General features: G+C 67.5%; 17 protein-coding genes. 3 read left to right on the top strand and 14 right to left on the bottom strand.

Features of this window, described 5'->3' with window-relative positions:
* Positions 1 to 3 precede the first annotated feature (3 nt).
* Positions 4 to 1,095: a polyamine ABC transporter substrate-binding protein gene (locus Q9316_RS21840; RefSeq protein WP_306035417.1), complete on the top strand. Its 1,092-nt coding sequence runs from the start codon at positions 4 to 6 to the stop codon at positions 1,093 to 1,095.
* On the opposite strand, the gene Q9316_RS21845 is transcribed toward Q9316_RS21840, so the two are convergent.
* Positions 1,084 to 1,848 (bottom strand): helix-turn-helix transcriptional regulator, encoded by a 765-nt coding sequence (locus Q9316_RS21845; protein WP_306035418.1) that lies wholly within the window; start codon positions 1,846 to 1,848, stop codon positions 1,084 to 1,086. The two genes, Q9316_RS21840 and Q9316_RS21845, sit on opposite strands and share 12 nt — an antisense overlap.
* A gap of 119 nt (positions 1,849 to 1,967) precedes the next feature.
* Positions 1,968 to 2,750, bottom strand: a complete 783-nt coding sequence (locus tag Q9316_RS21850) for a glutaredoxin family protein (RefSeq protein WP_306035419.1) — start codon at positions 2,748 to 2,750, stop codon at positions 1,968 to 1,970.
* A gap of 51 nt (positions 2,751 to 2,801) precedes the next feature.
* Between Q9316_RS21850 and Q9316_RS21855 the strand changes: the two genes are divergently transcribed.
* Both Q9316_RS21855 and Q9316_RS21860 read left to right on the top strand, forming a co-directional pair.
* Complete coding sequence (locus tag Q9316_RS21855) at positions 2,802 to 3,206, top strand: MerR family transcriptional regulator (RefSeq protein ID WP_306035420.1); 405 nt, start codon at positions 2,802 to 2,804, stop codon at positions 3,204 to 3,206.
* Positions 3,176 to 4,372 carry an ATP-grasp domain-containing protein gene (locus tag Q9316_RS21860; RefSeq protein ID WP_306035421.1) on the top strand — a complete coding sequence of 399 codons (1,197 nt, stop codon included), beginning with the start codon at positions 3,176 to 3,178 and terminating at the stop codon, positions 4,370 to 4,372. The genes Q9316_RS21855 and Q9316_RS21860 overlap by 31 nt, the downstream gene beginning before the upstream one ends.
* On the opposite strand, the gene Q9316_RS21865 is transcribed toward Q9316_RS21860, so the two are convergent.
* The 12 genes from Q9316_RS21865 to Q9316_RS21920 form a co-directional block, all read right to left on the bottom strand.
* Positions 4,357 to 5,346: a Rieske 2Fe-2S domain-containing protein gene (locus tag Q9316_RS21865; protein WP_306035422.1), complete on the bottom strand. Its 990-nt coding sequence runs from the start codon at positions 5,344 to 5,346 to the stop codon at positions 4,357 to 4,359. The two genes, Q9316_RS21860 and Q9316_RS21865, sit on opposite strands and share 16 nt — an antisense overlap.
* Entirely contained in the window at positions 5,343 to 6,443 is a 1,101-nt protein-coding gene (locus Q9316_RS21870; RefSeq protein WP_306035423.1) for a GNAT family N-acetyltransferase, read from the bottom strand. Before Q9316_RS21870 ends, Q9316_RS21865 begins: the two co-directional genes overlap by 4 nt.
* The gene (locus Q9316_RS21875) at positions 6,440 to 7,711 is read right to left on the bottom strand and encodes a CoF synthetase (protein ID WP_306035424.1); all 1,272 of its coding nucleotides are present in this window, start codon (positions 7,709 to 7,711) and stop codon (positions 6,440 to 6,442) included. Before Q9316_RS21875 ends, Q9316_RS21870 begins: the two co-directional genes overlap by 4 nt.
* Positions 7,708 to 8,529 carry an MBL fold metallo-hydrolase gene (locus tag Q9316_RS21880; protein ID WP_306035425.1) on the bottom strand — a complete coding sequence of 274 codons (822 nt, stop codon included), beginning with the start codon at positions 8,527 to 8,529 and terminating at the stop codon, positions 7,708 to 7,710. The genes Q9316_RS21875 and Q9316_RS21880 overlap by 4 nt, the downstream gene beginning before the upstream one ends.
* The gene (locus tag Q9316_RS21885; RefSeq protein ID WP_306035426.1) at positions 8,526 to 9,506 is read right to left on the bottom strand and encodes an NAD-dependent epimerase/dehydratase family protein; all 981 of its coding nucleotides are present in this window, start codon (positions 9,504 to 9,506) and stop codon (positions 8,526 to 8,528) included. Before Q9316_RS21885 ends, Q9316_RS21880 begins: the two co-directional genes overlap by 4 nt.
* A 4-nt stretch (positions 9,507 to 9,510) precedes the next feature.
* A complete protein-coding gene (locus Q9316_RS21890) occupies positions 9,511 to 10,512 on the bottom strand; it encodes a 3-oxoacyl-ACP synthase III family protein (RefSeq protein WP_306035427.1) in 1,002 nt (333 codons plus the stop codon).
* Between the two features lie 193 nt (positions 10,513 to 10,705).
* Positions 10,706 to 17,512 (bottom strand): beta strand repeat-containing protein, encoded by a 6,807-nt coding sequence (locus tag Q9316_RS21895; protein WP_306035428.1) that lies wholly within the window; start codon positions 17,510 to 17,512, stop codon positions 10,706 to 10,708.
* Between the two features lie 129 nt (positions 17,513 to 17,641).
* Positions 17,642 to 18,418, bottom strand: coding sequence for an anti-sigma factor family protein (locus Q9316_RS21900; RefSeq protein WP_306035429.1), 777 nt, complete (start codon positions 18,416 to 18,418; stop codon positions 17,642 to 17,644).
* Positions 18,415 to 18,975 (bottom strand): RNA polymerase sigma factor, encoded by a 561-nt coding sequence (locus Q9316_RS21905; protein WP_306035430.1) that lies wholly within the window; start codon positions 18,973 to 18,975, stop codon positions 18,415 to 18,417. Before Q9316_RS21905 ends, Q9316_RS21900 begins: the two co-directional genes overlap by 4 nt.
* Positions 18,959 to 19,333: a COG4315 family predicted lipoprotein gene (locus Q9316_RS21910; protein WP_306035431.1), complete on the bottom strand. Its 375-nt coding sequence runs from the start codon at positions 19,331 to 19,333 to the stop codon at positions 18,959 to 18,961. The genes Q9316_RS21905 and Q9316_RS21910 overlap by 17 nt, the downstream gene beginning before the upstream one ends.
* Before the next feature lie 101 nt (positions 19,334 to 19,434).
* Positions 19,435 to 21,429, bottom strand: a complete 1,995-nt coding sequence (locus tag Q9316_RS21915; protein ID WP_306035432.1) for an oxidoreductase — start codon at positions 21,427 to 21,429, stop codon at positions 19,435 to 19,437.
* A 25-nt stretch (positions 21,430 to 21,454) separates the two neighbouring features.
* Positions 21,455 to 21,814 (bottom strand): cupin domain-containing protein, encoded by a 360-nt coding sequence (locus tag Q9316_RS21920; RefSeq protein WP_306035433.1) that lies wholly within the window; start codon positions 21,812 to 21,814, stop codon positions 21,455 to 21,457.
* Between the last annotated feature and the right edge of the window lie 16 nt (positions 21,815 to 21,830).

Below are 21,830 nucleotides of genomic sequence, written 5' to 3' on the forward strand. Positions count from 1 at the left end.
ACCATGCGCGCATCGTTCGTTTCCATCCTTGCCCTGCTCGCGGCCGCCGGGACCACGCAGGCGCAGGAAGAAAAGGTCGTCAACGTCTACAACTGGTCGGATTACATCGCGCCGGACACGGCGGAGAAGTTCGAGAAGGAAACCGGCATCCGCGTCGTCTACGACGTCTATGACGGCAACGAGGTGCTGGAGACCAAGATGCTGACGGGCGGCTCGGGCTACGACGTCGTCTACCCCTCGGCCTATCCGTTCCTCAAGAACCAGGTGAAGGCCGGCGCCTTCCAGCCGCTCGACAAGGCGAAGCTCGCCAATGCCGGCAAGCTCGATCCGCAGGCGCTGTCGCTGATTGCCGGCGCCGACCCGGACAACGTGCATGCCGTGCCCTACATGGCGGTGACCGACGGCATCGGCTACAACATCGCGGCCGTGAAGCAGCGTATGGGCGAGGCCCCGGTCGACAGCTTCGCCATGGTCTTCGACCCGGCCGTGGTCGAGAAATTCGCCGATTGCGGCGTCGCCATCATCGACGCGCCGGCCGAGATCATCCCGATGGCGATGAACTATCTTGGCATCGATCCGCGCTCCACCAGCCCGGACGACACCGCCAAGGCCGAGGAGCTGCTGGTGAAGGTGCGACCGCACATCCGCTATTTCCATTCGTCCCGCTATATCAACGACCTTGCCAACGGCGACATCTGCGTCGTGCTCGGCTGGTCCGGCGACATCCTCCAGGCCAAGGCCCGGGCGGCGGAGAGCGAAAAGAAGTTGGAAATCGCCTATTCCATTCCGAAGGAGGGTACGCTGATCAACTTCGACACGATGGCCGTGCCGAAGGATGCGCCGCACCCGGAAAATGCGCTCGCCTGGATCGATTTCAACATGCGGCCCGATATCGCGGCGGCCAATTCCAGTTACGTCTCCTACGCCAATCCCATTCCGGAATCGCTGCCGCTGATGGATCAGGCCGTGGCGAAGGATCCCGGCGTCTTCCCGCCTGACGACGTGAAGGCGAAACTCTTCGTGGTGGAATCGAGCGATGCGAAGCTCCTGCGCCTGCAGAACCGCATGTGGACGCGCGTCGTCTCAGGGCAGTGAGGGATAGCAGGCGTGGTCGCCGCCGCGGGCGGCGGCCATCAGCTCGACCTGCGAATGGATGCGGAGCTTGCGATAGACGGTCTTGATGTGGTTGCGCACGGTGCCGGGCGAGATGGCCAGTTCGCGCGAAATCGTCTTGGCGCAGCCGCCCTCGATGAGGAGTAGGGCGATCTGGCGCTCGCGCAGGCTGAGTGGCGCAAGCGAGAGCGGGCCTTCGCCTTCGGGACGCCATTGCCGCCAGAGTCGTTCGAGCACGCGGCGGGTGGCCTCCGCGGTCGCCTCGGCGAGCGCAAGATCCCCGGCGCCGAAGGGGCGCGCGCCGCGACGGCGCAGATAGGTGACGAAGCCGGCGGCGTTGCGGTCGAAATTGAAGACGCCGGTGATCTCGTCGAAGCTGCCGGAGGGCTCGTAGAAGTCGCGATAATAGGCGCTGGTGCGAAAATCGCCCTTGTCGAGCGCGGAGAGCGGCAGCAGGAAATCCTGCCGCGAGCCTGCGAAGAGGCGGAAGAACGGGTCCTCGTGGTACTTGCGGGTGTCGTAGTTGCGGTTCCAGTCGTCCGGGTCGCGCTCGTAGATGGTGATCGAGGCGCTGTCGCGCAGGTAGAGGCCGATATAGACTTGGTCGGAGGCGATGAGATTGCGCGCGCCGGCCGTGAAATGCGCCGAGATCTCTTCCGGCAAGGTGGCGCCGACGGCGGCGGCGATACCGCTGCTCCAGCGCTCGATCTGCTCGAAGGTGAGGTTCGGTTGCATGGCGACAGGATAAACAGGGCGGCCGGGAATTCAAGCGGACCTATCCCGATGGCGTAGGACGCTACCCAGCCATCCCGCCACGTGCGACGGCACGGCGCCGAAGCGCCGTGCCCCGTTCGTTACATCGCATGAAGGCCGGTATAGCCGAGCGATGCGGCGGCCATCCACACGGCCATGGCGATCATCATCAGGTTCTCCGTCAGCGAGATGAAGCCGAGCGGAACGCTGCTGGAGCCGCCGACGCAGGCGCATTTCAGTTCGCGCCGGTCGATATAGACGGCCTTGAAAACCGAAGCGGCGCCGATCGTGCCGATGAAGAGTGCGACGGGAACCGACAGCCAGTTGAGCGCGCCCGCCACCATCAGCACCCCGGCAAGACCTTCAGCATAGGGATAGATGTAGCTGTAGGGCACCCACCGCTTGGCAAGCAGGTCGTAGTTGAGGAACATGGTCGCGAAACTCTCGACATTCTGCAATTTCAGGAGGGCGAGCACGACCATCGAGAAGGCGATGAACCATTCCGCCGCCCGCAGCGTGAAGGGCGAGCCGCTGACGGCGAAGCTCGCGGCCATCGCCATCAGTGCCGTCAGGGTGAAGAGCACGATGACCGGGCGGTAGGTGGTGGCCTTCGGGTCGGCGACGGGCTTGCCGAGATAGCGGCGCAGGTCGTCATAACCGCCGATGCGTGTCCCATCGATGAAGACCTGCGGCGTGGTCGCGACATCATGCTTGGCCTTGAAAGCGTCGGTCTCCTCGCGCGTCGTCAAGTGGCGGTCGTCGACCTCGTAGCCCGAGCGACGCAGAAGGTCCTTGGCCTTCAGGCCGTAGGGGCAGATGTGGCTCGACATCACCATGCGGTAGAGAATGGCCTTGCGGCCGGTGTTCTGGGTTCTGTCCAACATCTCACGTCTCCTGTCTTGTGAAATCGTTGGCAGGACTATAGGTTCCGTACCATGGTACGGAGTCAACACCCCCACGAGCTGACGATCGGAAAATTTGCGGCGGCGGCGAATGTCGGCGTCGAGACCGTGCGTTTCTACCAGCGCCGCGGCCTGCTCGCGACGCCAAAACGCATCGACGGCATCCGGCGCTACAGCGAGACCGACGTTTCACGCCTTCGCTTCATCCGGCAAGCGCAGACGGCAGGATTCACGCTGGAAGAAATCCGCCAGTTGCTGGCGCTCGATTCCGGCGAGGACCGGTCGGCTGTGCGGGAGATGGCGACGAAGCGCCTCGCCGAGCTCGATGCCCGCATGGAGGACCTGCAACGGGCGAGGTCCTCGCTGCAAACGCTCGTTTCGGAATGCGCGATCGGCAAGAAGGGCCCATGCCCCATCCTGAAATCGTTCGAGGCGTGAGCGGCGGTGGCCCGTCCGTCCTGATTAGCGGCGCGCGGGCGCCTGTCGCGCTGCATCTCGCACGGCTTTTCGACGGGGCCGGCTGGCGCGTGGTGCTGGCGGATACGCCGGCGAAGCCGCTTTCTGCCGCAAGCCGCGCCTGTGCCGCCTATTTCCGCCTGCCGCCGCCGCGCTTCGAGCCCGCCCGCTACGGGGATGCCGTCGAGGCGCTGGTCGTGCGCGAAAACGTTTCGCTCGTCGTGCCGACCTGCGAGGAGGTGTTCTATCTGGCGCATATGTGGCGGGAGCGGCAGCCGGCCGCGCTTCTGTTCGCGCCGGATATCGACCTCCTGCAGCGCGTGCATGATAAATACGCCTTCATCGAGCTTTGCCGGAGCCTAGGGCTTGCCGTGCCGCATACCCGCCTGCTGCGTGGTAAGGATGATGTTCTTTCCGTTCGGGCAGAGGCCGCCGACCTCGTCTTCAAGCCGGTATGGTCGCGTTTTGCGAGCCGCGTCCTGGTCCACCCGTCGCGCGCCGAGCTCGATGGCCTGTCGCCGAGCCCGCAGGCGCCCTGGGTTGCGCAACAGTTCCTGCCGGGGGAGGAGTTGAGCGTCTATGCCGTCGCCAGAGAGGGGCGGCTTGCGGTGTTTTCGCTCTACCGGTCCATCTACCGGGCGGGCAAGGGCGCGGGCATCTGTTTCCAGCCGTTGGAGGATGAGCGGGCGCGCGCCTTCGTCGAGCGTTTCGTGGCGGGAACCGGCTGGACGGGCCAAATCTCCTTCGACCTGATGCGAATGGCGGATGGTGCGGTCCTGCCGCTCGAATGTAATCCGCGCGCAACAAGCGGGCTGCATTTCTTCAGGAATCCGAAGGGCTTCGTGGCGGCTGCCACCGGGGATACCGGATTTGTCGAGCGGGATGTCGCGCGGCCGCAGACGGTGCGGCTCGCCATGTGGATCTACGGACTGCCGGCGGCCCTGCGCGCTGGCGGCGTCGGCCGCTTCCGCCGCGACTTGAACGCGGCCGACGAACTGCTCGACTGGCCGGGCGATGCCGCGCCGAAACGCGCGCAATGGCTGGCGCTCGGCGAGATCGCTACATTGGCCCTGCGTCACGGTATTTCCCTGCAACGCGCCTCCACCCGCGATATCGAATGGGACGGGCCGGATCAGAGCTCGATATAGGCGGTCTCGGGTTTTTCCGCTGCGGGCGGCAGGGTACCGGCAAGGATCGCCTCGATGCTCCGTCGCAGGAAATCGAGCGGCCCGACCAGCGGTGTCGCATTGGGCCAGAACGTCGCGTTCCGGCTCGCCGAGGTCAGCACGCGGCGGTCCTGTTCCAGCGCGATGCGGAACATCGGACGGAAGGCGTAGGATTTCAGGTGGTCGATAAGGCCGTTCCGCGGCCCGATCAGGCAGCCGATGCCGTCCACCTGGTTGTCGGCCGCCTGGCGCAGGTGGAAGGTCGTGGCGAGCACCAGTCCTTTTGCCCCCCAATATTCCAGCTCGGCAATGCCGGGATAGCGGAAGCGCCCGACGGTCTTCACCCGCTCGCCCTCCAGCAGGCGGCTCACCAGCCCCTGCTGGCGTTCCTCGCCGGTGTAGCAGGCTTCCACCCAGCCGGGACCGCCGGTGATATCGACGCGGACGAGCTGCCGCTGTCCGCCGAGCCCGCGCAGCAGGCCCTTGTGGGTGAAGTGGGTATGGGTGGCGTCGAGAATGTTCTCCGCCGTATCGACCAGCGTGGACTGCGTGCTGCTGCGCACCAGCTTCAGGATGATCTTCCGCCCTTCTGCGCAGTGCAGATAGGGTTCGCCCTCCGGCTCGCCTTTGGCGAGAAACATGACACCGTCCTTCTCGAAGGTTTTCAGGCGTGGAACCCGGTAGTTCGGGACCTCTCCCGTCAGTCCCGGAATGGCTGTGCAGGCGCCGGCCGCGTTGAAGCGCCAACCGTGATAGGGACATTCGATCTCCCCGCCGACCACCTTGCCCGTCGACAGTTCCACGAGGCGGTGCGGGCAGCGGTCCTGCAGCGCGGCGATTTGCCTGCCCGAGCGGAACAGCACGACCGGCTGCCCGGAAAAGAGGATCCGCAGCGGCTTTGCGCCGATATCCGACGCGAGCGCGACGGCGTGCCAGCAATCGGGTGAAAGGGTCATAGGTCGAAAGCCTTAAGGAGGGGGATGCCGATACGGTTGAGAAGACCTTCCATGATGCGCACCGCGACGCGCTGCCGCAAGGGAAGGTGGGCCATGTAGACCGCGCTGTATTCGATGACGGGTTCGGCGCCGCGCAGGCTTTTGAATTTTCCGGCCCCGGCGCTCATGTTGAAGAACAGTTCCTGCTCGGTGGCGATCGCCTGGCCAGTTGCCATCACCAGCCGGTAGAGCCCGTCCTTGCGCGGTAGGCCGGTATCGTAGCCGACGATCGGCTGCGTCAGCGTCCGGCCGTTCGCGAAGAAGCCGGAAACGGCCACGAGCCGCCCGTCGCCATCTCGGAAGCCGACGAGATCGAACAGGCCGCGCCGGTGCATCTCGCCGATATAGCGGGCCGTATAGTGCGGGTTCAGGGGCGTGTACTTGTCGAGATAGAGCAACTTGTAGAGTTCGGCGGAGCGCGCATAGTCCTCATCGGTGAAGCTCTCTCCCGGGGCGAAGTGGTATGGGGTCTGCCGCAACAGGGTGCGATCGTAGCCCATGTTCTGCGTTCGGCGTGCGCTGCCGGAGAAGAGATAGATGCGGCGGGCCGCAAGCAGCCGGAAACCTGATGCCTTGAGGCTGGCCATGGTGCCGTCATCCGCCCGCGCGTTGAGCGAGCGGATGACGATGGCCCTGTCCGGGAATTCGGCGGTCAGGTGCTCCACCATCGCGGTGGCGGAGGCGGGGTCGATGGCGGGCACGGGATTGGTGGAGAGCAGCCAGTTGTTCACCTGCACCTGATGGTCGAGCCCGCTTGCGGCGAGGAGCGGGGCCGAAGCACGGACGAGGGCCTGCACGGCGCGGCGCAGCAGCGGTGCTGCCGCGAAATTGCGGGTCTCGTCCACCGCATAATCGATATAGGCGCTGCTCGGGCAGCAGATATAGCAGGTCGGCGCGTCCGCCCGGTCGTTGATGGTGAGTGGAAAGTGCCGGCCGTCGATCTCGACGGAGGAGACCGTGGTGGTGAGATTGCCGATCAGGTCCCGCACAGGCCGCTCGTTGAACAGATCGACGAAGCGCCGGACCAGTTCCGGCTCGTTCCGGACATGCCCGGTCATGGCTCGGCCTCCGGCCGGAACCGGCATTCGACCCGCCGCAGCTTGCGATGGGGATCCAGGACCATCGCCTCGCGCCGCGTCCGGATTTGCGGAACAAGGCCGCGCTGCGCGAAAACCCGTACGAGCGCCTGTCGCGCGGCCTCGGCGTCGGCTTCGGGGAGGCCCGGTTGAAGAACCACTGCGATTTCGTCGCGCCCTTCGCGCAGGATGCGGAAATCCGTGATCGCGCGCGCGGCATCGAGCACGGCGTTGCGCATCACGTCCGGCGTCACGAGAAGGCGCGCGCCATCCGGCCGTTCGAAGACGAAGACGTCATCCATGCGCCCGACGATCTCGTCCACGGCCTGCAAGGGCGAGCCGCAGGGGCAGGGGGATTGGGAAAGGCGCAGGAGGTCGTTCATGCGGTAGCGCGCCAGGATCTGGAACCTTCGGCGGAAGCTCGTCACCAGCGGCGAGACGAGTCCGCCCTCCACCGGCTCGAACTCGAAGACGTTGGCGTCTTCGGCCAGATGCAGGCGGCCGTGCGAACAGGAGACGGCAAACAGCCCCTCGGTTGCCATGTAGATCTGGCCGAGCGGCAGGCGAAAACGGGCCTCGATGACCGCTCGGTCCACGGGATCGAGGGTTTCGGCGCCGGAAAAGAGCCGTCGCGGGGCGAGCCCCCTCGCATTCTCCGCCAGATAACGCAGCACGCGCGGCGGGGCGACGATGGTGGTGGGCGCGAAGCTTTCGAGGGCGCCAAGCCATCGCTCGGCGCCTCGCCGCAAGTCGAAGAACCTGAGTTTCAGAAGGCGCGAACGGTTGGCGCCCTCGTAGAGCGCGGAATTCTGCGGCAGGACGACGGCGACCCGTTCGGGCTGGAGGAGAAAGCGCGGCAGGGCCTTGGCGAGCATGGTGCCGAGCCAGCGGTGCTGTTCGGCTGGCGTGATGGCGTAGAGGGCGCGGTTGCCGCTCGTGCCGGTGCTGGCGCCGATGCTGATATTTCCGAGCCGGCCGGTCGTTTCAAACGCCTGCCAGCCCTGTTCGGCGGTGATGCGCCCCCGGTTGAAGGCAGCGAAATCTCCCATGAGGACGGCCTTGTCGATGACCGGCAGGCCATCCAGCCGCCGTGGCGCATCGCGGTAGAAATCGACAGCCGGCAGGTCGCGGTCGAGCCAGCGCTGGAGTGTGCGGGCCTGCCAGCGCTCGAAATCGGCGCGTGGACGGCCCACGCGACCCGCCCAAAGGGTCTGCGCGAAGGCCGATGCGATCTGCAGGGTCCCGGTCATGCGGGATCGTCCGTCAGGTCATAGGGGCTGTCGCCCGGCTCATGGCATAGCAGCACCTGCCCGCCCGCCTGCCGGAAGGCGAGGACCCGGCGGGCGCTTTCGGCCAAGGCGCGGCGGTCGTCGGCGATCAGGCTGGCCGGGAAGCCTGGTTGGCGGTCTTCCGACAGGGCATCGATCAGCCATTGCACATCGACCGCATAGAGGAGCGGTACGGGCAGCCGCGCAAAGCAGAGGCCGACATGACCCTCGGCATGGCCGGGAAGGTCGATTGCCAGCACGCTGCCATCGCCGAAGAGGTTACGCCCTGCACCAAGACCGAACGGCGCGTCGCGCACGGCAAGCCTGTCAATATCGACGGTTCGCGCGGCAAGTCCTTCCGGCAGGAGTTCGGCAAAGACGCCATGGCGCAGGTTGCGCCAGCCGCTCCGGCCTTCGATGCGGTTCAGGAGCCGGGTCTTCGCAAAGACCCGCGCCTGCGGAAACAGGTCGAGCGTGGCGACATGGTCGGCATGGAAATGGCTGAGGATGACGGCCGAGACATCGGCCGGCGCCGCGCCGAACCGCCGCAGCACGGCTTCCGGTTGGCCGGCCGCGACAAGCTCCGGCCCGAAAAGGGCGTTGTAGAGCCGGAGGGCAAGGCCGCGCCGGCCCTGCGTCACCCGCGGGCCGTAGCCCGCATCGATCAGCACCAGCCCCGCATCTGGATGGCGGAACAGGCCGTAGCGCACCTTGAGGCGGATGTTCCGCCAGCGCCCGCCCCTGAGGACCAGCCGCTCCGGGGCGGTGACAAAGGCGCTGTTGGCGAAGACCGGCCTCATGACGCGCCCCGCCCTTGAAGGGTCAGGGCAAGGCCCTGTTCGAACGGGATCCGAGGCTGCCAGCCCAGCATTTGCCGGGCCTTGGTGATGTCGAGGCTCTGGCGGAAGGCGAAGAGGCCGAGTGTATAGGGCGTCACCGGCGGTTCCTTCGGCGCGGGACGGGCAAGGCTCGCCAGAAATGCCAGCCGCGCAGCGAAAAGTGCGGGATGAAACGGCACGCGGCGCCATCGGACCGGCACGGAGAGCGCGGTGCAGGTACGCTCCACGATCTCGCGGACAGCGACGGTCTCGCCGCCGGAAATGTTGAACGTCTCTCCGGCAAGGACAGGATCAGGCCCCAGCGCCGCCTCGATGGCTGCGACGACGTCACTGACATGAGTGAGGTCGATGGAGGCGACGCCGTTGCGCAAGAGGGGCAGCGGGCCGCGCCTGGCGGCGGCGAGCAGGCGCGGCAGCAGGGTCTCTTCGCCGGCGCCATAGATGCCGCGCGGCCGCAGATTGACCGGGCCGAGTTCGAGACGGGAAAGCACCAGCCGTTCCGCCTCCGCCTTTGTCCGGGCATAGGCGTTGATGGGACGCGGCAGGGCAGCGCTTTCCGCAACGCGGACCTTGTCCTTCAGCTCGAAATAGACGGTCGGCGAGGAGATGTTGACGAAGCGCCGCGCGCCGAGCGCCGCGGCGAGATCGAGGGCGTTTCGCGTACCCTCGACATTGGCGGCGCGGAAGGCGGCAAGCCGGCCCCAGGGGGACGACAGGGCGGCACAGTGGACCACGGCGTCCAACGGGCCGATGCGCTTTGCCAGTTGCGCGTCGGACTGCGAAAGATCGGCGCGCAGCGTCGTGAAGCCGGCTTCCGCCAGCAGATGGCAGCGCTCCGCATTGCGGCCGACGGCGATGGTCTCGAAGCCCCGGTCGCGCAGGTGGCGGATCAGCGCGCCGCCCAGAAATCCCGTTGCTCCGGTGACGAGCACACGCATCCGCTCAGACCTCGATGGCCATGCCACCAAAGGAAACGCCGGCGGACGTGCCCAGAAGCAGCAGTTTCATGCCAGGCCTGATCCGGCCGTCCCGCCAGGCGATATCGAGCGCAGTGGGAATGGAGGCGGCGATCTGGTTGCCGAGCCGCGCGGCGATGTTGACGACGCGCCCGCTTTCCATGCCGGTATGCTGGACCATGTGGTCCAGTGCCAGGGGGCTTGCCTGATGCGGGATGACGAGATCGACATCCTCGCGCGACCAGCCGGCGGCGTCGAGCACCTGCTCCACGAAGCGCGGAAAGTGGCGATGCGTGATGCGGAAGAGTTCCTTGCCGTCCATGTGGAAGAGGGCGTGGGCGGCGAACGCTTCGGGCTCGCGGTGGAAATCGAACCGCGTGCCGCCCGCCCCGATCTCGCAGGCGCCATAGGCGGAGGGGTAGCTGCGCAACAGGCTGGCGCGGATACCGGTACGGCCATCCGGCGCCGCGGTGACGACGGCCGCCGCCGCGCCGTCGCCGAAGAGCGCCGCGACGTCCGGCTGGTCCTGCCAGGGCAGGGCGCGCGAGGCGATTTCCGAGGAGAAGACGAGCGCGGCGCGGCTCTGGCCGAGGGCGATCCTGCCGGCGGCAAGCTCCAGCGCGGTCAGGAAGCTGAGACAGGTGGCGTTGACGTCATGGGCGGCCGCCGCGCCGTCGGCCATGCCGAGCCGGCGCATGACGAGCGGCGCCGTCGCCGGCAGCGGCTGGTAGGGAATGCCGCAGGCGCCCAGCACGAGGTCGATATCGCAAACGGGAACCCCCGCCCGCGCGATAGCCTCCTCGGCGGCGGCGACGGCAAGGTCGATCTGGTCCTCGCTCTCGCAGACATGCCGGTTTTCCACGCCGGAAAGCCTTTGCAGATGACCGTCCTCGAACCCGAGCCGGCGATCCAGTTCCGTCGACGCAACGGCTCTGCGCGGCAGCGCGTGGCCGGTTCCGGCTATGCGTATGGAAAGAATGGCATGCATCTCCGGTTGCGATGGGATCGAAGCCCGCCCCATCCCCCGCTCCTTGCGGAGGGACGGCGCACCACTTTGCCGATAGTTTCAAGACGGCTGTGACCCGAGAAATATTCCTTCGACCGGCGCACCGCAGCGATGGCGCGCAGGCTTCAGCAGGACTGGACGCCAAGCGCGGAACCGGAATGGGCTCCGCTCGCGCTCAGATCTCCAGATAGGACGAGATGATCGCCGCGATCTCGGATTGCGGATCGCCGGATGCCTGCGGCGCCTCCGCCGTCGTGCCGGTATCCTCCGGAGGTGTCGAGGCCTCGCCGGTGCCGGCCGCGCTGAAGGCCATCGCCGAAGCGCCGGGGCCGCGCGGCAGGGCGTCGATCTGTGCCGAGGTCATGGCGGCAAGCTGGCCGAGCGTGAAGGCGTTCGCCTGCTCGGGGGTAAGGCCGGCGAGCGCTGCCGTGCTCAGCCCCGAAATGGCGTTCGAGCCGAGGGCGAGGATATGGTCGGGCGAGAAAGTGCCGAGGTCGTCGGCGCCGAGGGCGGCCGTCTGCGTTGCCGTCAGCGCGCTGGCCTGATCGGTCGAGAGCGCGCCGACCTGCGATGCGCTCATGGCGTTCATCTGGCCGTAGGTTAGTGCGGCGACCTGGCCCTTCGTCAGGGCGGCGACGCTTTCCGTCGATAGCGCGCCGATGACGGAGCTCGTCAGGCCCTTGATGGCCGAGGCGCTCATGGCGGCGAGCTCTTCGGTCGAGATCGTCTGCATCTGCGCCGTGGTCAGGCCGGCCGTGCCGGGCACGCTCAGCGCCGCGATCTGGGCGAGCGAGAAGGCCTCCAGCTGGTCCGTCGACAAGGCGGCGATCTGGGCGCTGCTGAGGCCGGCAATGGCCCCCGTGCCGAGCGCGGCGATCTCGTCGTTCGAAAGCGATGCCATATAGCCCGGCGGAAGGCCCTTGATGGCGCTCGACCCGATGGCCGCGAGCTCGCTCGTCGAAAGCGTGTCGAGCGCCTCGCTGGAAAAGCCGCCGAGCGCTGCCGCGGTCAGCGCCGCGATCTGGCTGGCGGAAAGGGCTTCGGCCTGCTCGTAGGTGAGGCTTGCCGCCTGCATGCCGGTGAGGCCGGCGATGCCGCCCGCGCTCAGGGCCGCGATCTGGCCGGGCGTCAGCGCGGCGATGTCCTCGACGGCAAGCGCCGCGACCTGTTTGGAGGAGAGCGCTTGGACCTGCGCGGTGGAGAAGGCTGCGACCTGGCCTGGGCTCAGCGCGGCGATCTGCCCCGTGGTCATGCCGCCGATGCCTGCCGGGCTCAGGGCCTCGATCTTTTCGGGGGAGAAGCCGGCGAGAATCGACGGGGAAAGACCGGCCATCGCCGCCGAGCCGATCACGGAAATTTCCGCGGTGGTGAAGAGGGCGATATCGCCGGCGTCAAAGGCCGCGATCTGCCGCGAGGTGAAGGCGCCGATCTGCGTGGCGGTAAGCGCTTCGACCTGGTCGGCATTGAGGGCGGCGATCTGCTCGCTCGACAGGCCGGAAATGCCCGCCGTGCCGAGCGCCCTGATCTGCGCAGTGGTGAGCGAGGCGATCATGCCGGTCGAAAGGCCGGTGATCGCGCGCGAACTGATGGCGGCGATGTCGGCGGTCGAGAACACGGAGAGATCGTCCGCGCTCAAGGCGGCGATCTGCTGCGCGTCGAGCGCGCCTACCTGCGTTGCGGTCAGCGCCTCCGCCTGGAGGGTGCTGAGCGCCGTGATCTGCGCGGTGCTGAGGGCGGCGATGCCGGCGGTGCTGAGCGCGGCGATCTGGTCGGGCGACAGAACGGCGATGTCGGCGGTGCTGAGGGCCGATATCTGGGTGGAGCCGAGCGCCGCCATCTGGAGGCTTGTCAGGGCCTCGAGCTGGTTGTCGCTGAGCGCGGATATCTGGGCGCCCGTCAGGCCGGCCGTGTTGATGGCGGAGATTTGGGCCGTGGTGAGCGCGGCGATGGCCGCCGTCGGAAGGCCGGCGACGGCGCGCGAACCGATCGCGCCGATTTCGGCGGGCGTGAAGGTTTCGAGGTTCGCGGTGCTGAGCGCGGCGACCTGCGTCGAGTTCAGCGCGGCGATCTGCCCGCTCGTCAGGGCCTCCGCCTGGGCCGCCGTCAGTGCGCCGATCTGCGCGGTCGTCAGGCCGGCGATGCCGTCGGAACCGAGCGCGCCGATCTGTGCCGGCGAAAGCGCGGCGATGTCGTCCGTGCCCAGCGCCGTCACCTGCCGCGAGCCGAGGGCTGCGACCTGCGCGGTGGTCAGCGCCTCGACCTGGGCCGTCGAAAGCGCCGCGATCTGGTCGCTCGTCATGCCCGAAACGCCCGCCGGGCCGAGGGCCGCGATCTGGCCGGCCGTCAGCGAGGCCACCGTGGCGGTGGAGAGGCCGGAAATGGCGCCGGAACTGATCGCGGCCATGTCGGCGGTCGAGAAGGTGCCGAGCTTGTCCATGTCGAGTTCGGCGATCTGGCGGGCGGTGAGGGCGGCGACCTGCTGCGGGGTCAGGGCCTCGGCCTGGGCGGTCGTGAAGGCGGCGACCTGCTCGGGCGACAGGCCGGCAATGGCGGCCGTGCTGAGCGCGGCGATCTGCTCGGGCGACAGCGAGGCGATATATTCCGGCCCGAGCGTGGCGATCTGGCGCGCGCCGAGGGCGCGAACCTGCTCCGGCTTCAAGGAATCGAGTTGCTCGCTGGTGAGAGCTGCGATCTGCCGGGGCTCCAGCCCGCCGATGGCGGCCGTGCTCAAGGCAGCGATCTGGTCCGTGGAGAGCGAAGCGATCGTAGCGGTCGACAGGCCTGTGATCGCATCCGCGCCGATGGCCGCGATCTCGCGGGTCGCAAACGTGGCGATCTCGTCGGTGGAGAAGGCGGAAAGCTGCGTGGCGCTGAACGCGCCGATCTGGCTGGTCGTCAGCGCTTCGGCCTGTGCGGCGTTGAGCGCTGTGATCTGCTTCGTGCTGAGGCCCGGAATGCTGGCGGCGCTGAGGCCGGCGATCTGTGCCGTCGAAAGGGCGGCGATCGCATCGGTCGTAAGGCCGGGCAGCGCGCCCGACGTGATGGCGCCCATTTCCTGGACGGAGAAGGTTGCGATGTCATCAGGGCCGAAGGCGGCGAGCTGGTTGGAGCCCAGCGCGCCGATCTGGGACTTGGTGAGCGCTTCGGCCTGCGAGGTCGAGAGCGCGGCGATCTGCTGGGTCGTCATTGCCGCGATGGCCGCCGTGCTGAAGGCGGCGATCTGCGCGGTGGAGAGCGAGGCGATCGTCGCCGCCGACAGGCCCCGGATGGCGCCGGACGTGATCATCGAGATGTCCTTCGTGGAGAAGGTCGCGATGTCGTCGGTGCCGAGTTCGCCGATCTGTTCGGAATTGAGCGAGCCGACCTGGGCGCTGGTCAGCGCCTCGGCCTGGCTGGTGCTGAGCGCCGAGAGCTGCTGCGAGGTGAAGCCGGCGATGCTGCCCGCGTTGAGATGGGCGATCTGCTCGGTCGTGAGCGCGGCGATCTTGTCCGTGCCGAAGGCGGGGATCTGCGAGGAGGTCAGCGCCGCCATCTGCTTGTTGCTCAGCGCGCCGATCTGGCTGAGGCTGAGGGCCGCGATCTGGCTCGACGTGAGGCCGGAAATGCCGGATGCGTTGAGGGCGGCGATCTGCGCCGTCGAAAGGGCGGCGACGTCGCCCGCGTCGAGGGCCGCGACCTGCTTGGAGCTGAGCGCGCCGACCTGCGCCGTCGTCAGCGCGGAGATCTGGCCGGAACTGAGGGCGCCGATCTGGTCGGCGCGCAGTCCTGCGACGGCTGCGGCGCTGAGATTGACGATCTGGTCGGAGGAGAGGGCCTTGATGTCGTTGTCGAGCGCTGCGGCCTGAGCGGCGGTAAGGGCGCGTAGCTGCGCGGTGGAAAGCTGGCTCACCTGCAGCGAGCTCAGTGCTTCGATCTGGCCGGCGGTGAGACCGACGAAGGTGCTCGTGCTGAACGCCGCGATCTGCGTGGAGGTGAGGGAGGCGAAGTGATCGGGCGCAAAGCCCGAAACGGCGCTGGCCGTGAGCGCCGCGATCTGCGCGGTGGAAAGCGCCTGGATGTCCTGCGGTTCGAGCGCGGCGACCTGCCGGGAGGTGAATGCGTTGATCTGGAGGGTGGAAAGCGCCGCGATCTGGGCGGTCGTCAGCGCTTCGACCTGTTCGCCCGTCATGCTGGCGAGCGCGGTGCGGCTGAGCGCGGCCGTCTGCGCGGTGGAGAGGCCCGCGATCGCCTCCCCGGTGAGACCCATGATGGCCTTGTTGGTGATGGCGGCAATCTCGTCCGTCGAGAAGGTGGCGAGGTCCGCACGGCTGAGCGCGCCGAGCTGGGCGGAGGTGAGGGCCTTGATCTGCAGCGACGACAGCGCCTCGACCTGCGCGGTGCTCAACGCCTCGATCTGGTCCGGCGTCAGGCTGGGAATGACGTTCGCGGCGATGGCTGCGACCTGCTGGGGTGTCAGCGACGCGAGGAAGGCGTCGTCGAGGACGACGATCTGCGCGGGTGTCAGGCCGGCGATCTGCCCGGGCGTCAGTGCCGCGATCTGGCCGGCTGAAAGTTCATCGAGCGCGGTGCTACCAAGGCCCGGAATGGCCTTGGTGTTGATCGCCGCCATATCGTCCGTGGAGAAGGTCGCGATGCCGTCCGGGCCGAGCGCCATGATCTGGCGCGCGCTCATGCCGCGGATCTGGAGCGGCGTGAGCGTCTCGATCTGCTCGGTGTTGAGCACATCGATCTGGGCCGTGGAAAGGCCGGCGATGATGCTCGGGCTGAGCGCGGCGATCTGGTCCGGCGTCAGGGCGGCGATGGCGGAGGTTGGCAGGCCGACGATGGCCCTGGTGTTGATCGCGGCCATGTGGGCGGGCGAGAGCCCTGCGAGCGCGGCGGGATCCATCGCCGCGAGCTGCACGGATGTCAGCGCGGCCATTTGCGCGGGCGACAGCGCCTCGATCTGCTCCGCGCTCATCGCGCGCATCTGCGCGGCCGTGAAGCCGCCAAGCGCGGCGGCGCTGAACGCGCCGATCTGCTCCGTCGTCAACCCCGCGATCGCGGCGCTGCCGATGCCGGCGACGGCCCTGGCGTTGAGCGCGGCGATATCCTCCGTCGAGAAGGTCGCAAGCTCGTCCGGGGAAAGGGCCGAAAGCTGCGTCGCGTTGAGCGCCTTCACCTGGGCGGGCGTCAAGGCTTCGATCTGGTCGCTATCGAACGCGGCGATCTGCGCGGATTTCAGGGCGCTGATCTGGGTCGCGGTGAATGCCACGATCTGGTCGGTGGTGAGCGCGGCGAGGGCATCGCTGCCAAGGCCGCCGAGGGCATTGTTCTGGATCGCGGCGATATCCGCGCTGGAGAAGGTCTTGAGATTGTCGGGATCGAAGGCGCCGATCTGCACGGCGGAAAACGCCTTGATCTGCGCCGGGTTGAACGCTTCGGCCTGCTCTTCGTTCAGCGCCTTGATCTGCTGCGGCGTCAGGCCAGCGATCGCCTTGACGCTGAGCGCGGCGATCTGCGCCGGGGTGAGGCCCGCGATGGCGTCTGAACTCAGGCCCGAAAGGGCGTTTGCCGAGAGCGCGGCGATATCCGCCGCGGAGAAGGCTGCGATACCCTCGTCGTCGAGGGCGGCGATCTGCTGGGCGGTGAAGCCCTTCACCTGGGTCGGGGAGAAGGCCTCGATCTGTTCGTGGCTCATCGCGCCGATCTGCGTGGCCGTCAGCCCCCTGACCGCGCCGCTGCCGAGCGCGGCGATCTGGCCGGTGGAAAACGCTTCGATGGACTCCACGCTGAGCGCGGCGACCTGCCGGGCTTCGAGCGCGGCGATCTGGCTGGAGGTCAGTGCTTGGGCCTGCCCCAGGGTAAGCGCGGCGATCGCCGCCGTGCTCAGTCCCTTGACGGCCTTGGCGGAGAGGGCTGCAAGGCTGTCGCTGGACAGTTCCACGATGTCGTCGGTGCTGAAGGCCGCGACCTGCGCGGCGCTCATGGCGGCGATCTGGGCCGGCCGCAGGGCCGCGGTCTGCTCGGGCGTGAAGGCGGCGACCTGGGCGGCGGTCAGGCCCTGGATGGTTTGCAAGCTGAGAGCTGCGACCTGGTCGGTGGAAAGTTCGGCGATCGTTGCGGGGCTGAGACCCGAAAGCGCCCTGCTGGAAATCGCGGCGATATCCTCGGGCGAGAAGGTGGCCAGGCCCGCCGGGCCGATGGCGGCAAGCTGCTGCGCCGAGAGCGCCTTGACCTGCGCGGGCGACAGGGCCTCGATGTGAGAGGTCTCCAGCGCGCCGATCTGCCAGGACGCGAAGCCGGTGACGGCGCTGGTGCTGAGCGCGGCGATCTGCGTCTCGGAAAAGGCCTTGACCGCATCCTCGCTCAAGGCCGCGATCTGCGCGGGCTTGAGCAGGGCGATCTGGTCGGTCGTCATCGCCCTGATCTGGTCGGGCGTGAGCGCGGAGGCTTGCGATGCGGTGAAGCCGGCGACGGCGAGGGGAGCGAGCGCGCCGATCTGCTCGTCGGAAAGCGCCGCGATGGCGGCGCTGCTCAGACCCTGCACGGCCTTGTAGCTGATCGCCGCCATGTCTTCGAGCGAGAAGGTCTGGATGTCCTCGGGGTCGAGCGCGGCGAGCTGGGCCGCGCTCAAGGTCTTGACCTGGGATGCCGTGAGCGCTTCCGCCTGGTCGGCGGAAAGCTTGCCGATCTGCCCGGCGGTCAGCGCGCCGACCTGGCCGGCCGTCAGGCTTTCGATCTGGCCGGCGGTGTATTTGTTCAGGGTGCCGATCTGGTCCAGCGAGAGACCGACGATCGCCGTTTGCGCAATGGCGCTGACCTGGCCGGCGCTGAGGATGCCGATGTCTTCCACTTCCAGCGCCGCGATCTGCCGCGATGAGAAGGCGCCGATCTGGCTTGAGGAAAGCGCCGCCACATCCTCCGTCGTCCAGTTCTGGATCGCCGTCGTCGAAAGCTGCCTGATCTGGTTGAGGCTGAGCGAGGGAACGATCGACGTCATGAGCAAAGTCCTGGAAAAAACAGACGAAAAAACACACAAATCCACGATATGGCAGCTTGCGGGATACAGGGGCGAGCTTGCCTGAACCTGTAGGTGTTCTTCGTCTGCCGGGCCTGGCTCCAGCGCCTCCTATGTCGGGAACTGGCGGTAGCATTCCTCGGCGATCTGCTGCAGCAGGTTGCGGGAAATGTCGCCGGTCACCGCATAGCCGAGCGCGCCGTCGATCCAGTAGAAGGTCTCGATGCCGCTTGCGGAGGCGAAGCGGAAGCTGGTCGTGCGGTTCTCCTCGTTGCGGCCGACAAGGACGGTCACGCGTCGCCCGGCCTCGTCCTCGTACATGAACATCGCGCCCGGCTTGTCGGCGACCGGAAGCAGGCGGCCGCCGACGAGGCGGAAACCGATGGATTGCAGGTCCGGCACCTTAAGGTCGGGTATGGCGAGGCGTTTGCCAAGCCAGGTCGCAAGATGCGCCTCCTGGTCGGCGAAGACCTCGACGGGATGGCGCACCTCGCTCGCATAGATGAGATAGGCATTGCGCGCTTCGAGCGGCAGGGCGTCGATGGCCGCGCTCGCCGGGGTTTGCTTGAAGGGCATCGGTGCGAAATGGCCGGCAATTCCGCCGAGCACGAAAATCAGCGCCGCGGCGGCAGCCATGGCAAGACGGCGCGTTTTTAGCGGCAATGGGGTCGCCGGCGAGACGAGAAGGTGATCGGACGGACGGGCGGCGGCATAGGGGGCGAAAGCATCTCTCAGCCCGTCGCTCTGCGCCTGCCAGTCGGCGACCATGCGCGCAACTTCAGGATTTTCCGCAAGATAAGCTTCGACGCGCGCGCGCTCCTCGTCGCCCAGGAGGCCGTCCACATAGGCGTGCAGGTCGGTTTCGGAAACGGGGCGGCTTTCGTTCATCGGGGACTCCGCAAAGGAATGACGTTTTCCTCCTGCAGCCTCTGCCGCAGCGCCTGCCGGGCGCGGGAGAGGCGGGACATGACGGTGCCGAGGGGTATTTCAAGCATGTCGGCGACCTCCTGATAGGAATGGCCTTCCACCGCCACGAGCATCAGCACGGCACGCGCCTCCTTCGGCAGGGTTTCCAGTGCCGCGACGAGGCGGTTCCGTTCCAACGGGTCGGAAGGCGGCGCGGTTTCGGCGACGGTATCGGCCTCCTCGATGCCGACGGAGGGGCGGCGCGCGACGGTCCGGCGCGCGTTGAGATGCAGATTGGTCATGATCCGGTAGGCCCAGGCGCGGATGTTTGCGCCGCGCCACTCGGCCCGATGCACCAGCGCCTTCTCGACGCAATCCTGCAACAGGTCCTCGCTCTCCGCATCGGAGCGCGTCAGGCTGCGCGAATAGCGCCGCAGCTGCGGCAGAAGCGCAAGGATCTGCGCCTCGAAGGAAAGGGGCGGGGAAGGGGCGGACGCCCCTCCGCCGCCTGTTTTCTGCGGGTCAGGGCTTTGCGACATCCCAGACGCCGTTCACGCCGTCGCCGGTCGTATCGCCTTCCTTGGCGTCCTTGATCCAGTAGTAGAGCGGCATGCCGTCCTTCGCCCATTGCATGGTCCCGTCCTTGCGAGTGACGAGCGAATATGCGCCCTCCGCCTTCGCATCGGAAGCGGCAATCGCCGGAGGCCAGTTGGTCGCGCATTTGTCGTAGCAATTGGACATGCCGGCCTTGTCGTTCTTGAAGGTATAGAGGGTCATGCCTTTTTCGCCGGCAAGCACCTCGCCCTTGTCGGTCTTCACGATCTTGAACGGTTCGGCGGCGAAGGCGCAGCCGGCAAAGGCTGCGACCGCGACCGGCACGAGAACAAAGAGCTTCATGGTCTTCTCCCATCGTTGGGACGGCATTCTTGCAGCCGCCGGAGCCTAGACACCGCCGGGCTGCGGATTATTCCATCGGCTTTGCAAAAAAATTGCCGTGCTCAGAGAGCAGTCGCGACCTTCAGCCCCTCGTAGACGGCCTCTTCTGCCGTGCGCGGAGCAAGACAGTCGCCGATGACGTGGACCTCCGGCACGAGGTCGCGCAGCATCTCACCCAGCTCGTCCACCGGTTCGTGGCCAAGACAGAGCACGAGCGTTTCCACATCTTCGAAGAGGATCGGCTGGTCGCTCGTCGTGTGCTGCATATAGACGGTGCCGCCATCGCCGCCGTAGAGGCGGGCATAGGGCGTGACGCGCACGCCGATGCGGTGCAGTTCTGCGGCGATGTTGTCGCGCACGTAGAGCGGCAGCAGTTCGCCGGGATGCGTGCCGTTGATCGCGAGATCGACGCTGCAGCCCTCGCCGGTCAGAAGCTCCGCGATGCCGGGGCCGATCCAGTCGCAGCGCCAGTCGACGACGACGACGCGGCTGCCGGTCTTGACCTGCCTGCGCAGCACCTGCCACGCATCGACGACCTGGATGCTGTCGTCGATCGGGATCTCCGGCCTGTAAGGCCGCGCACCGGTGGCGAGGATCACGGCGTCGGGTCTTTCCGCCTCGACCAGCGCCCTGTCGACGCGCACGCCGCGCTGTATGCGGACATTGGCGAGCTCGACCTCGCGGGCGAGGTTAGTGACGATGCCGCCGAATTCCGCACGGCGGGGAATCTGCTGCGCCAGCAGCGCCTGGCCACCGAGCTGGCCGGTGGCTTCGTAGAGCGTCACCCTGTGGCCGCGCGCCGCGGCGACGGCCGCCGCCTTCAGCCCCGCCGGCCCGCCGCCGACGACCATCACGGATTTCGGCCTAGCAGCCGACGCCAGCGTGCCGAACGTGAGTTCCCGGCCGGTCTCGGGGTGCTGGATGCAGGAGATCGGCACGCCGCGGTGGAAATGGCCGATGCAGGCCTGGTTGCAGGCGATGCAGGCGCGGATGTCGTCCGTCCGCCCTTCGCGCGCTTTGCCGGGCATTTCCGGGTCGCAGATCATCGCCCGCGTCATGCCGCAGACATCGGCCGAGCCGCCGGCGATCACGGCTTCCGCCTCCTGCGGCTGGTTGATGCGGCCCGTGACAAAGACGGGAATGCCAAGCGCGGCGCGAAACCGCGCCGCATCGCCGGCAAGATAGGCGGCGCGATAGGCCATGGGCGGCACGATATGCACCGCGCCGCCGAGCGAGGCCGAGGTGCCAGTGGTGATGCTGACATAGTCCAGCATCGGTTCCAGCCGGCGACAGATGTCCAGCGCCTCGTCGTCGGCAAGGCCCTGTTCGTCGCGCTCGCCGCTGCTGATGCGCAGGCCGATGACGAAGTCCTCGGACGTCGCCGCGCGCATCGCCGCAAGCGCCTCGCTGGCGAAGCGCAGCCGGTTTTCCAGCGGGCCGCCATAGTCGTCCGTGCGGCGGTTGACGCGCGGATTGAAAAACTGGGCCGGCAGGTAGCCGTGGCTCGCCACGAACTCCACGCCGTCGACGCCGGCCGCAAACATACGCCGGGCCGCCGCCGCATAACCTTCGACGATCTCGTCGATCATGCGCCGGTCGAGCGCGCGCGGCATGACGCGGAACCGCTCGTTCGGCGAGACGGACGGCGCATAGGCGACCGTCAGCAGGCCGTCGCCGCCCTCCATGATCTCGCGGCCGGGATGGAAGAGCTGCGAGAAGAGCGCGCAGCCCCCGGCGTGACAGAGGTCCGCCAGCCGGCGATATCCGTCGATGCATGCGTCCTCGGTCGCCATCAGCATGTGCGAGGTGTAGCGCGCGGTTTCATGCACGCCCGCCACCTGGCTGACGATCAGCCCGGCGCCGCCCTTGACCCGGGCGTCGTGATAGGCGAGCAGCGCCTCATTGACGAGGCCGTCGGTCGGCAGCGTCGTGTCGTGCCCGCTGGACATGATGCGGTTCTTCAGCTCCACGCCGCGGATTTTCAGCGGCTGGAACAGGTGCGGGAAGGCGGATGGCGCATGCATCATCGCTTCGCCGGAAGATGCGGCGTCGGTCATCGGGTTCCTCCTCCCGTCAAGGTCGTCAGACGCCGCCGGCGACCATCGTGAAGATCTTGCGGGTCCGTTCGTGGATGGTCCATTCGCCGCGCCAGCCGAGCGGCAGGACGAACATTTCACCCGCGCCGATTTCCCGGGCGGTGCCGTCGCCATTGTGCAGCGTCACGCGGCCGGTGAGGATGTGGCAGATCTCCGCATTCTGGGTGCGGTCGGCGGAGAAACGGCCGGGCGTGCATTCCCATATGCCGGTTTCCATCTTGCCGTCCGGGCTGGTCCAGAGCACGGCCGTCGCTTCCTGCTGGTCGCCTTCGAGGCTGGTCGGCTTCGGCGTGAAAGCGCCGATGTCGAGGCTGAGGAGGTCGCCGAAATTCTCGAAACTGATCATTGCAATATCCTTCGGG

Source organism: Shinella zoogloeoides (assembly GCF_030733845.1).
Lineage (GTDB): Bacteria > Pseudomonadota > Alphaproteobacteria > Rhizobiales > Rhizobiaceae > Shinella > Shinella zoogloeoides_C.